The 12373-nt window shown below is 60.4% G+C and carries 8 protein-coding genes; 1 reads left to right on the top strand and 7 read right to left on the bottom strand.

The genetic code is table 11. The features are described 5' to 3' along the window. Positions 1 to 231: 231 nt before the first annotated feature. The 7 genes from ACZO0A_RS07725 to ACZO0A_RS07695 form a co-directional block, all read right to left on the bottom strand. A complete protein-coding gene (locus ACZO0A_RS07725) occupies positions 232 to 645 on the bottom strand; it encodes a helix-turn-helix domain-containing protein (protein WP_302376153.1) in 414 nt (137 codons plus the stop codon). Continuing rightward, positions 635 to 1717: an acyltransferase family protein gene (locus ACZO0A_RS07720; protein ID WP_302376155.1), complete on the bottom strand. Its 1083-nt coding sequence runs from the start codon at positions 1715 to 1717 to the stop codon at positions 635 to 637. Before ACZO0A_RS07720 ends, ACZO0A_RS07725 begins: the two co-directional genes overlap by 11 nt. Positions 1718 to 2072: 355 nt before the next feature. After that, the gene (locus ACZO0A_RS07715) at positions 2073 to 3545 is read right to left on the bottom strand and encodes a glutamate synthase subunit beta (RefSeq protein WP_291232337.1); all 1473 of its coding nucleotides are present in this window, start codon (positions 3543 to 3545) and stop codon (positions 2073 to 2075) included. Positions 3546 to 3560: 15 nt separating this feature from the next. Continuing rightward, the gene (gene gltB, locus ACZO0A_RS07710) at positions 3561 to 8111 is read right to left on the bottom strand and encodes a glutamate synthase large subunit (RefSeq protein ID WP_486846194.1); all 4551 of its coding nucleotides are present in this window, start codon (positions 8109 to 8111) and stop codon (positions 3561 to 3563) included. 375 nt (positions 8112 to 8486) lie between these two features. Further along, positions 8487 to 8909, bottom strand: coding sequence for a large conductance mechanosensitive channel protein MscL (mscL, locus tag ACZO0A_RS07705; RefSeq protein ID WP_418757323.1), 423 nt, complete (start codon positions 8907 to 8909; stop codon positions 8487 to 8489). A 37-nt stretch (positions 8910 to 8946) separates the two neighbouring features. Beyond that, positions 8947 to 9768 (bottom strand): Mrp/NBP35 family ATP-binding protein, encoded by an 822-nt coding sequence (locus tag ACZO0A_RS07700; RefSeq protein ID WP_215691496.1) that lies wholly within the window; start codon positions 9766 to 9768, stop codon positions 8947 to 8949. A gap of 100 nt (positions 9769 to 9868) precedes the next feature. Next, positions 9869 to 10678 carry a purine-nucleoside phosphorylase gene (locus tag ACZO0A_RS07695; RefSeq protein WP_302371519.1) on the bottom strand — a complete coding sequence of 270 codons (810 nt, stop codon included), beginning with the start codon at positions 10676 to 10678 and terminating at the stop codon, positions 9869 to 9871. Positions 10679 to 11000: 322 nt separating this feature from the next. On the opposite strand from ACZO0A_RS07695, the gene ACZO0A_RS07690 reads away from it, so the two are divergent. After that, a complete protein-coding gene (locus ACZO0A_RS07690; protein ID WP_486846193.1) occupies positions 11001 to 12344 on the top strand; it encodes an oligosaccharide flippase family protein in 1344 nt (447 codons plus the stop codon). The last annotated feature ends 29 nt before the right edge of the window (positions 12345 to 12373 follow it).

The following is a 12373-nucleotide window of genomic DNA, read 5'->3' as shown; positions in this document are numbered from 1 at the left end:
TTTGCCCCCGAAGCACGATGCGGGTACCGCAACCCGACATTATCGAGCATTTTGGCAACGCAGATGCCGTGCCGCAGCCGCCGGAGCGGTGCTTAAGCCGTAAGGTGGGAATTGTGCGGTGTTGCCCTAGGTTGTAGGGGGCGTCCTCAGCCACGATCAAAGGAGCGGCGCCCTGCAAGGCCTGGGGGACGTATTCCTTGATTGGGTGGTGACTTCGTACATTTTCATGGGTCAATCCTTTCGCATTTGCTGTACCATCGCCCAAAAGTCTCTCTCGCTCAACAGGGCCAGGCCCTGGGATTCGTCGCCCAGGACAATGAGCTTATCGCCGGGCTGGATGTTGAAAATCTTGCGTGCCTTCGCCGGTATTACGATCTGCTCTTTATCGCCGACCGTGACCAGCCCAAAGGCGTGCCTGCCCTTGGGCGGTACGTTCAGCCCGGTAGCGGTTGTGTCATAGTTGACGAGATCGTCCAGCGAGACGCCGAAAATTTCCGCCAGCTGCTTGCAGCGCTCAATGTCGGGCAGGCTTTCCCCGGTCTCGTATTTCGAGAGCGTCTGGCGGCTGACCTGCAGCCGGTCAGCTAGTTCTTCCTGCGATAGATCGTGCAATTTTCGCAGGGAGACAAGGTTATCACAAAACATGGGGCTTCTCCTTTTTAATGCCGAAAACACAGTACCGCACCACCGGCACATGGCGCAGCACGGCATACAGCGCCAGCCCGCCGCCGTAGGCAGCTACGGCGGACAGCAGGTATACCACCGCGCCGCGCCAGCGCAGGCAGCACACCAGCCCATAGGCCGCCGCCGACAGCGCCAGATAGTGGCAGACGTACAGCCCAAAACTGTGCCGCGCCAGGAACGCGGCCACAGGCCCGGTGCGGTCGCCCCAGCGCTTCATGCCGCCAAAGACAGCCAGGCAGGCCGCCCAGCCGTAGGCGATGGCCAGGGGGCTGTTCACGTTGGGAGCCACGGCGTAGTTCTTGCCCCAACTGTGCCAGAGGTAAACCGGCCCCAGCGCGGCGGCCACGGCGCACAAAATCGGTGCCCGGCGGGCCAGCGCGTCCATGACCTGCGGCTGCGAAAAGACGTAGTACCCAGCCAGATAGCTGAAAATGTAGATGCCGAACCGATACACCTGGATGATGGGCGGGTTCAGCACCTGGGCCGACACCCAGGCGGCCACACCCAGCGCTGCGACAGCCCAGCAGGGGAGCGACGCGCATTTTGCCAGCAGCCGCCCGCACTCGATGCGGCGCACGGCCAGCAGTACCAGGGCACAGACCCACAGCACATGGCAGGTCCAGAGAACGCCAATACCCGATACCGTCATAATCAAATAGAGCACCGGTGCGGGCACCCCGGAGAGGATATTTTCAAACACATGGCTGAACGCCATGTTGAAATACCCCTGCGCCCAGCCCAGCACCAGCAGTCCCAGCGTGGAAGGAACCAGCAATTTCCGCGTGCGCTCTGCAAAAAACGCCTTGCCGCTGCGGCTGTCCAGCGCGTACCGCGCCGACGCACCGCTGACCAGAAACAGCACGACCATGAACCATGGGTACAGCAGATATTGCAGCGCGTCCTGCCAGCGGCAGTCCGTCACCGGCCCCACGACACCCGCCGTCACGACATGGTTGTACATAAAAATGGCGTGGTACAAAACCACCAGCAGCACAGTTGCCCAGCGGATGTTGTCGAGATAGTGCTTTCTCATATTTGTCACACCTTTGCTATGATTTTTAACAAGTATAGCAAAAGCAGAAGAAAATGAACACCAACATGGTTTTACAGGATGGCGGAGAAAATGTTAAAAATCGTGGCAGGAGGTGGTTATAGTATAGGGGATAGGGCAGGAAATTGCAAGAAAAAAGCCCCCGCAGCGTATCGAAAGGCCGATACGTTGCGGAGGCTGCTTTGCAGGGGCCGCACATGTGCGGCCCGCGGCGTTATGGGAGATATGCGTTTGCGGGAAGGCAGGAGGGCCGGGCATGCCCGGCCCCTACGGGGCGGCCCATGTATGGGTTAAGGTTTTAGGTTTCTTTGCCTACTTTCTTTTCAAAGAAAGTAGGTCACAGGTTCGTATACCCCATCAATTTTTCATCCACCACGGCGGCGGTGTCGCGGCCCTCGCGCAGCGCCCACACGACCAGGCTCTGACCGCGGCGCATATCGCCGCAGGCAAACACCTTCGGGTCGGTGGTGGCGTATTTCACATCGGCCACGGTGCCGCGCTTCGTCAGCTCAACGCCGAACGCATCCGCCACATACGCTTCACACCCGGTAAAGCCTGCGGCAATCAAGACCAGATCGCAGTCCACGGTGAACTCCTCGCCGGTGGGCACCATCTGGCGTCGGCCGTCGACGACCTCACTTTTCAGCTTGGCGATCAGCGCACCGCAGACCTGGCCGGCCTCGTTCTTGTAGAACTCTTTGACCGTTGTCTGGTAGACGCGGGGATCACTGCCAAACCTGGCGATGGCCTCCTGCTGGCCGTAGTCGGTTTTCAGCACGCGGGGCCACTCCGGCCAATCGTTGCCGGGGGCGCGGGCGGCGGGCGGGCAGGGCATCATTTCTAACTGCATGACGCTCTCGCAGCCCTGGCGAATGGCCGTGCCCACACAGTCGTTGCCGGTGTCGCCGCCGCCAATGACCAGTACCTTCTTGCCTGCGGCATTCACAGCCTTGCCGTCGGCAAAGTTCGAATCCAGCAAACTGCGGGTCACGCTGGTCAGGTAATCCACGGCAAAGTAGATGCCCTGGGCGTCGCGGCCCGGCGCGGTGATGTCGCGGGCTTTCTTTGCCCCGCAGCAGAGCACTACGGCGTCATAGCGGGCTTTCAGTTCGTCGGCGCTGACGGTGCTGCCGACATCGGCATTAAAGATAAACTCTATGCCCTCGTCCTGCAAAATCTTCACGCGGCGGTCAATGACCCACTTTTCCAGCTTCATGTTTGGGATGCCGTACATCAGCAGGCCGCCCGCGCGGTCCTCGCGCTCGTAAATGGTCACGCGGTGGCCGCGCTTGTTCAAAAGATCCGCCACGGACAGGCCCGCAGGCCCTGCGCCAATGACCGCCACGGTCTTGCCGGTGCGGGCCGGGGGCGGCACAGCATGGATCGCGCCGCTCTCGTAGCCGTATTCCACGATGGCACGCTCGTTCTCCTTGACCGTGACCGGGTCGCCGGTGACATTGCCGCAGGTGCAGGCGGCTTCGCACAGGGCGGGGCAGACCCGGCTGGTGAACTCTGGGTAGCGGTTCGTGGCAATCAGGCGGTGTACGGCCAGATCCCACTTGCCCTGGTAGACCAGGTCGTTCCACTCAGGGATCAGGTTATTCAACGGGCAGCCGCTGAACATACCGCCCAGCTGGACACCGCTTTGGCAGAAGGGGACGCCGCAGTCCATGCAACGTGCGCCCTGGGCCTGCTGCTCGTCGGTATGCAGCGGGACGTGAAACTCGTTAAAATTCTGGATGCGCTCCTCGGGCGGCAGCTCTAAACTGGTCTGCCGCGCGATCTCGATAAATCCTGTCGGTTTGCCCATGATACTCTGCCTCCCTTACTTTGCGCTTTTCATGGCGTAGAACGCCTCGATTTGGGCCTGCTCGCTGTCCTCGCCCTTCTCTTCCATCTGGGCAATCAGGCGCAGCATCTTGTCGTAGTCGTGGGGCAGGACCTTCTTGAACTTTGGCAGATACTCGCCGAAGTTGTCGAGGATTTCCTTGCCGCGCGGCGACCCGGTCAGTTCGACGTGCTCACGGATCAGGTCTTTTAACAGCGATACATCGTACTTATGCTCCACGGGCTCCAGGCTTACCATGTCTTTGTTGACGCGCTGGTAGAAGTCCCAGTCCTCATCGAGGACATAGGCAATGCCGCCGCTCATGCCGGCTGCAAAGTTTTTGCCGGTCTTGCCAAGCACGACTACCGTGCCGCCGGTCATGTACTCGCAGCCGTGGTCGCCCACGCCCTCAACGACGGCCACGCCGCCGGAATTGCGCACGCAGAAGCGCTCGCCCGCAACACCGTTGATGAACGCCTTGCCGCCGGTTGCGCCGTAGAGCGCCACGTTGCCGATGACAATGTTTTCGCTGCGGTCAAAGGCGGCATCCTTCGGCGGATAGACGACGAGCTTGCCGCCGGACAGGCCCTTGCCAAGGTAGTCGTTGGCGTCGCCGACCAGTTCCAGCGTCAGGCCCTGGGGGATGAACGCGCCAAAGCTCTGGCCGCCGTAGCCGTGGCAGACGACATGGAAGGTATCTTCCGGTAAGGTGTTGCCGAACTTGGCGGTGATTTCACTGCCGAAGATCGTGCCGAAGGCGCGGTCGGTGTTGCCGACATCCAGCGTAACGGTGCTGGGCTTCGGCTCGGCGGAATCGAAATTCTTCTTGAACTTCTTCATCAGCACCTTCATGTCGGGCGTCTTTTCCAGTTGGAAGTTGTAGACATCCTTCGCGTTGAAATGTACGTTGGAGTTCTCGACCAAGGGGTTCTGCAAGAGGGCCGAAAGATCCATCTCGCTGGCGCGGGAACCTGCGGGCACGGCCTTGACCTTCAACAGGTCGGTGCGGCCGACGAGTTCATCAACGGTGCGCACGCCGAGCTTTGCCATATACTCACGCAGATCCTCGGCCATGAAGCGCATGAAGTTCATGATGTACTCGGGCTTGCCCTTGAAGCGCTTGCGCAGCTCGGGGTTCTGGGTGCAGATGCCCATGGGGCAGGTGTCCAGATTGCAGACGCGCATCATGACGCAGCCCATGGCCACCAGCGGCCCGGTGCCGAAACCAAATTCCTCGGCACCCAGCAGAGCGGCGATGGCAACATCGCGGCCGCTCATCAGCTTGCTGTCGGCCTCGATGCGGACGCGGCTGCGCAGGCCGTTCATGATGAGGCACTGGTGTGCCTCGGCAATGCCCAGCTCCCAAGGCAAGCCTGCGTTGTGAATGGAGTTGCGGGGCGCCGCGCCGGTGCCGCCGTCAAAGCCGGAAATCAGGATGACCTCGGCACCCGCCTTGGCCACGCCGGCTGCAATCGTGCCGACACCGGCCTCGCTGACCAGCTTGACATTGATGGCCGCCTTGCGGTTGGCACACTTTAAATCGTAGATAAGCTGTGCCAGATCCTCGATCGAGTAGATGTCATGGTGCGGCGGGGGAGAGATGAGCCCCACGCCGGTCGTGGAGTTGCGGGTCTTGGCGACCCACGGGTAGACCTTGCCGCCGGGCAGCTGGCCGCCCTCGCCGGGCTTGGCGCCCTGCGCCATCTTGATCTGAATTTCGCTGGCGGATACCAGATACTTGCTGGTGACGCCGAAGCGGGCGGACGCCACCTGCTTGATGGCGGAGTTGCGCTCTGTGCCGAAGCGGTCCTCGGCCTCGCCGCCCTCGCCGGTGTTGGACTTGCCGCCAAGCCGGTTCATGGCGATGGCCATACACTCGTGGGCTTCCTCGGACAGCGCGCCGTAGCTCATGGCGGCGGTCTTGAACCGCTTCACGATGGAGTCCACGCTCTCGACCTCGTCGAGCGGGATACCCGCCTCAGGGTAGTTGAAGTCGAGCAGGCTGCGCAGATGCATCGCATCGCCGCCCTCATTGGCGGCGGCCGCCGTGTACTGCTTGAAGATGTCGTAGCTGCCGGTCCAGCAGGCCTGCTGCAGCAGGTGGATGGTCTGCGGATTGTACAGGTGCTGCTCGGCAGCGGGGCCGCCGCGGTACTTGTGAGCACCCAGACTCGGCAGCTCGCGGTTGATGTCCAGCCCCAGCGGGTCAAAGGCCTCCTGATGGCGGGCCTCCAGATCGTTCTGGATGTCCTGAATCGTGATGCCGCCCACGCGAGAGACGGTGTTCGTGAAGTACTTGTCTACGACCTCTTTCGAGATGCCGAGTGCCTCAAAGATCTGGCTGCCCGCGTAGGACTGGATGGTGGAAATGCCCATCTTGGACGCGATTTTGACAATGCCCGCGAGGACGGCCTTGTTGTAATCCTCGACGGCGGCATAGTAATCTTTGTCGAGCAGGCCGTCGGAAATCAGCCCGCCGATGGTCTCCTGCGCCAGGTACGGGTTGATGGCCGCTGCGCCGTAGCCCAAGAGCGTTGCGAAGTCATGCACCAGGCGCGGCTCGCCGCTTTCCAGAATCAGCGCCATAGCCGTGCGCTTGCGGGTGCGGACCAGGTACTTGCTGACTGCGCCCACAGCCAAAAGGCTGGGGATGGCGACGTGGTACTCGTCAATGTCGCGGTCGGACAAAATCAGGATGTTGGCGCCGTCGCGGTAGGCGCGGTCCACATCGACAAACAGGCGGTCAATGGCCTTTTCCAGGTCAGTGTTCTTGTAATAGCAGATAGACAGTGTCACGACCTTGAAGCCGGGCACATCCATCGCCTTGATTTTGAGCAGATCAGTCTCGGTCAGAATCGGGTTCTCGATTTTCAGCACCTTGCAGTTGTCGGCATCCTCTTCCAGCAAATTGCCCTGGGCACCGACATATACGGTGGTGGAAGTGACGATCTTCTCGCGCAGGGCATCGATGGGCGGGTTCGTGACCTGGGCGAACATCTGCTTGAAGTACTCGCTCAAACTCGGGCGGGTGTGGCTCAAAACGGCCAGCGGGGTATCGCTGCCCATGGCCCCGGCAGGCTCGCCGCCGTTCTTCGCCATCGGCAGAATGATCGTAGATACGTCCTCATACCGGTAGCCGAAGGCCTTTTGCAGCTGGACGAGCTGGTCTTTCGTGTAGCTGGGCACCTTCTTGTTGGGCACCTTCAGGCTGGACAGCGGAACCAGGTTGCGGTCCAGCCACTCGCCGTAGGGTTGGCGGCTGGCGTAGTCGGCCTTCAGCTTTTCGTCGTCCACCAGCTCGCCCTTGACGGTGTCCACCAACAGCATTTTGCCGGGGCGCAGACGATCCTTGCGCACGACCTCGTCAGCAGGGATATCCAGCACGCCGACCTCGCTGGACAAAATCAGGCGGCCGTCCTTCGTGATGTAGTACCGGCTGGGACGCAGGCCGTTACGGTCCAGCACCGCGCCCATGACGTCGCCGTCGCTGAACAGGATGCTGGCGGGGCCGTCCCACGGCTCCAGCATCGTGGCGTAATACTGGTAGAAATCACGCTTCTTCGGGTCCATGGATTTGTTGTTGTCCCAAGGCTCGGGGATGGTCACCATGACGGCCAGCGGCAGATCCATGCCGTTCATGACCATAAATTCCAGGGTGTTGTCCAGCTGGGCAGAGTCAGAGCCTCCCTGGTTGACGATGGGCAGAACCTTCGTCATATCGTCCTTTAAGTAGTTGGAGCCGATGGTCTCCTCGCGGGCCAGCATCGTGTCCACGTTGCCGCGGATGGTGTTGATCTCGCCGTTGTGCAGGATAAAGCGGTTGGGGTGGGCGCGGTTCCAACTGGGGGCGGTGTTGGTGGAGAAGCGGCTGTGTACCATGCCGATGGCGGACTCGTAGTCTGTATCCTGCAAGTCGGGATAGAACAGGCGCAGCTCCTTGACGAGGAACATACCTTTATATACGATGGTCCGGCTGGACAGGCTGCAAACGTAGGTGTCGGGGCTGGACTGCTCAAACACGCGGCGGGCGACATACAGGCGGCGGTCAAAGGCAATGCCCGCCTCTACGCGCTGCGGCTTGCCCACAAAGCCCTGCCAGATGCTAGGCATACAGGCAATGGCCTTGTGGCCCAGCACCTCGGGGCAGGTGGGGACTTCGCGCCAGCCTAAGAAGGGAAGCCCCTCTTTTTTGCAGACGATCTCAAACAACTTTTTGGCTTGGTTGCGCTTGAGTTCATCCTGTGGGAAAAAGAACATACCAATGCCGTATTCACGCTCTTTGCCGATTTCCAGGCCCAGCTCGGCCGCCGCTTTCTGGAAAAATTTGTCGCTGATCTGCGTTAAGATACCGACGCCGTCGCCGGTCTTGCCCTCGGCATCCTTGCCTGCGCGGTGTTCGAGATGCTCCACGATTTGCAGTGCATCATCAATGGTTTTGTGGCTCTTGCGCCCCTTGATATCCACCACGGCACCAATGCCGCAGTTGTCATGCTCAAACTGTGGGCTGTACAGCCCGGCGGGGGTGCTGCGCTCGGTAAAGTTTTCCATGCCTTGTCTGCTCCTTTCCCAATGCAAAAGCAACGCAGCTACGCACATAACGCTGCGGCCTTTGGGGTAACAAAAAAGACGTCCCCGAAGGGGCGCATAAGCCCCTTGTGGGAACGTCTTTGTTCTTGTCTGCATCATACCATAGAACCAGGCGCTTTACAATCCTAAAGCAGAAGATTTTACGGAAATTAAGCGCAAAACGTTTGAAAATTTCATTATCGAAGTTTAAACTTAATAAAATTAAGCAGCGAGCGATAAGAAAGCCTCCCTTTGACAAGGAAGTCTCTACTCCGGCAGCTGGTTCACCATTCTCTAAAAAACACAACAGCGCAGGGCTGCACTGGCTCTGCGCTGTTGTTGGTAATAAAGCGAAAATTACGCCGTTTTTTCCTCGTTCTGCTTTTTCAGCTCAGCAAGGATGTCGGCCAGCAGCTCTTCCTGCGTGGGGGCGGCGGGGGCCTCCGGCTCAGCGGGGGCGGCTTCCTCGTGCTTGCCCATCTCCATCAGTTTGTTCATAGCTTTGACGATGCAGAACAGCACAAAAGCCATGATCAGGAAGTTGATGACAGCCGTGATAAAGGCACCATACTTAAAAACCAGCTTGCCATCGCCGAAAACGTCCCACATCATGGCGTCAAAGTTCACCTTGCCCAGAATGCCCAGGATGGGGCTGATGAGGTAGTCGGTCAGGGAAGTGACCAGCGTGGAGAACGCACCGCCGATGATAACACCGATGGCCATATCCATCATGTTGCCCTTCAGGGCGAAGGCCTTGAACTCTTCAAAGAACTTTTTCATAAGCAGGTGCCTCCTCAAAATTTAACGCCGCAGCGTTTTACTTCTTCAGCAGCTTTGCCACGGTCCGGGCTGCATTGTCGAGGTAATCACCCGCAAAGACCTCGATCATGCCCGCGTCGGCCTCCTTGGCAAGCTCGGGATCGATGGGCATTTTCGCCAGCACCGGCAGCTTGTACTTGTCGGCAATCTCGTCCACATGGCTGTCGCCAAACACGTTGATATGCTTGCCGCAGTCGGGGCAGACGGCGTAGCTCATGTTCTCGACCAAGCCGAGGATGGGCACGTGCATCATCTGGGCCATCTGGACGGCTTTGCCGACGATCATGCCGACCAGTTCCTGCGGGCTGGACACGATGACGATGCCGTCCACCGGCAGCGTCTGGAAGACGGTCAGCGGCACATCGCCGGTTCCCGGGGGCATATCGACGAAGAGAAAGTCAACGTCCCACACAACCTCCTGCCAGAACTGCTTGACAGCGCCCGCAATGACGGGGCCGCGCCAGACAACGGGGGCCTCTGGGTCATCAAGCAGAAGGTTGATGCTCATAATTTCCACGCCGGTGCGGCTGCAAACCGGATTGATGCTGGTGCCGTCGCCGGTGGCGGGACCCTTGACGCCGAACAGGCGGGGGATGGAAGGACCGGTGATGTCAGCGTCCAGCACACCGGCCTTGAAGCCGAGGCGGCGCATCGAGACGGCCAGCATCGCGCTGGTCATGCTTTTGCCGACGCCGCCCTTGCCGGAAACGACGCCGATCACTTTTTGGATACGGCTGCGCTCGTGCGGCGGCTCATGCTGCGGTGCGCGGTGGTCACAGCTGGCACTGCAGCTGCTGCAATCGTGGGTACATTCGCTCATGGTATGTTTGCTCCTTTAAAAATTGCTCTTTCTCCAGTTTACCAAAAATCGCGCCGGAATGCAAGAACACTCACAAATTTAAAAACGACCTGGCATGATTTTATAACACTTCCACGATTCCCTTGACCAACTTCTGGAACACCGGACCGCGCCGGTCGGCAATCTCGATGACTTCGGCCCCGTCCAGCCGCTTGCCCGCCATCCCGGCGGCCATGTTGGTAATCAGGCTCAGTGCCACCACCGGCAGACCGCAGTGGCTGGCGGCGATAGCCTCGGGCACGGTGCTCATGCCCACGGCGTCCGCACCCAAAACGCGAAACGCGCGTATCTCGGCGGGGGTCTCAAAGCTCGGCCCCATGTAGCCGAGGTAGACGCCCTTTTGCAGCAGGATGTTTTGTTTTTTGGCAACGGCAAGCGCTTTTTCCTGCAATTCCGGCGTGTAGGTGTGGGTCATATCGCAAAAGCGCGGACCGATGCTGTCATCGTTTGTGCCGCGCAGGGGGTTCGCGCCCATAAAGTTGATGTGGTCGGTGATGAGCATGATGTCGCCGACATTGAAATCCCAGTTCACGCCGCCCGCCGCGTTGGTCAGCACCAGCGCACGGCAGCCCAGTGCCTTGAACACCCGTACAGGCAGGGCAATGGCGGCCATGTCGTGGCCCTCATAATAGTGGAACCGCCCCTGCATACACAGGACGTTTTTGCCCGCCAGCTGCCCGGCCACAAACTGCCCGGCGTGCCCCGGCGCGGTGGACACAGGGAACCCCGGCACGCTGCGGTAGGGGATGATGACGGCATTTTCAATTTGTTCTGCCAGCCCGCCCAGGCCCGACCCCAGCACAAGGGCAATATCCGGGGCGAACGGTAATTTTTCCCGCAAGTATGCGGCAATGGTAGTGGCTTGATTCATGGTAAAAATCTCCCATTTTATTTGAGGCAATACCGCATAATTCTAAGTGCCGATACGGCGAGCGAGGTGCGGCAGCTGCTAAGCCAAAAGCGCAGATAATACTGGATGTCTTATCGAGCATTTTGGCAACGCAGATGCCGTGCCGCAGCCGCCGGAGCGGTGCTTGAGCCGTTAGGCGGGAATTGTGCGGTGATGCCTTGAGGTTGCAGGGCGGCCTGACCTCACCCCGCCCTACGTATATCTTAGCACAGCAAACAGATAATCTGCAAGTCATACCGACCGATTTCCCCGCATACCCATCAGCAGGGGAAGGGGGCGGCGTATGAGCAAACGCAAGACCTATCTGCAAAACGCGGCGCTGCTCACCGGGTCGGGGCTGGTGCTGCGGGCGCTGGGCATGGGGTTCCGGGTTGTGCTGGCAGCCTACCTGGGCGGCGAGGGCATGGGCCTGTACCAGCTGATTCTGGCGCTGTACATGGTGTTTGTGTCCTTCGCCACGGCGGGCATCAACGTGGCGTCGGCGCGGCTGGCGGCCCAAAGCCTGGCCCGGGGCAGCGGCATGGCTGAGACGCTGCGTGGGTTGTGCTTCACGGCACTGGGCTTCGGCACAACAGCCATGGTGGCGCAGGCCGTGCTGGCCGGGCCGTGCGCACGGTACCTGCTGCACGATATCCGCGCCGAGACCGCGCTGCTGATTTTGGCCCCCAGCCTGCCGTTTATGGCGGTGTCCGGAGCGGTGCGGGGGTGCTTTTTGGCTGCGCGGCGGGTGCAGCCCAATATCACAGCGCAACTCATCGAGCAGCTGGTGCGGATGGCTGTTGCCGTGGCGGGGCTGCGGGCGCTGGCCCAGTGGGGCGCGGGGTACGGCTGCGCCGCCGTGCTGCTGGGCAACACGGTCAGCGAGGGCGTCTCCTGCGGCGTCATGCTGGCGTTTGCCGCCCGCACGCCGGAATTTGTGCCCCGTCCAGGCGCCCCGCTGCACCCCTACACCCGCAAGGAACTCTACGATATTCTTTGGCCGGTCGAGGGCAGCCGCCTGTTGGCCAGCGCCCTGCAGGCGGCCGAGAGCAGTCTGATTCCCTACACGCTGGCGCTCTGCACCGGCAGCCGCACCGAGGCTGTGGCCCAGTACGGCAGCCTGAAAGGGATGGCGCTGCCGCTGCTGTTCTTTCCGTTTTCGGTGCTGGGGGCGCTGTCCGGCCTGCTGATGCCGGAAATCACCCGCGCCCACACCAAGGGAGACACCGCCGCCATGCGCCGCTTGATTTTCACGATGCTGCGTCTGACCGGCGCATTCTCGCTGGCGGCAGGGGCCGGATTTGTGGTGTTCGGTGCGCCGCTGGCGCAGTTCGTCTACCACGACGCCGAGGTCGGACGGTATGTGCAGATTTTAGGCTTTGTCGCGCCGTTCATGTACCTGGAAAGCATGGTGGACGGCGTGCTGAAGGGCCTGGGGGAGCAGCTGGCGACGTTCCGCTATTCGCTGCTGGACTCGATATTGCGCATCACAGCCATCTGGTTTGTTGTGCCGAAATATGGCATGATGGGGTTCCTGGGGGTGATGGTGGTGTCGAATTTGATGACGTTCTGCTTGAATATGAAGAGGATGATGGAGCAAATAAAAAAGCCTTCCCCCGATGGGGGAAGGCGGCCGAAGGCCGGATGAGAGGCGGACTTGCCATGATTGCCCGGTAA

This window comes from Gemmiger sp., assembly GCF_057431175.1.
The sequence above is the reverse complement of the archived record's forward strand: the minus strand, read 5'-3'. Positions and strand labels throughout refer to the sequence as shown.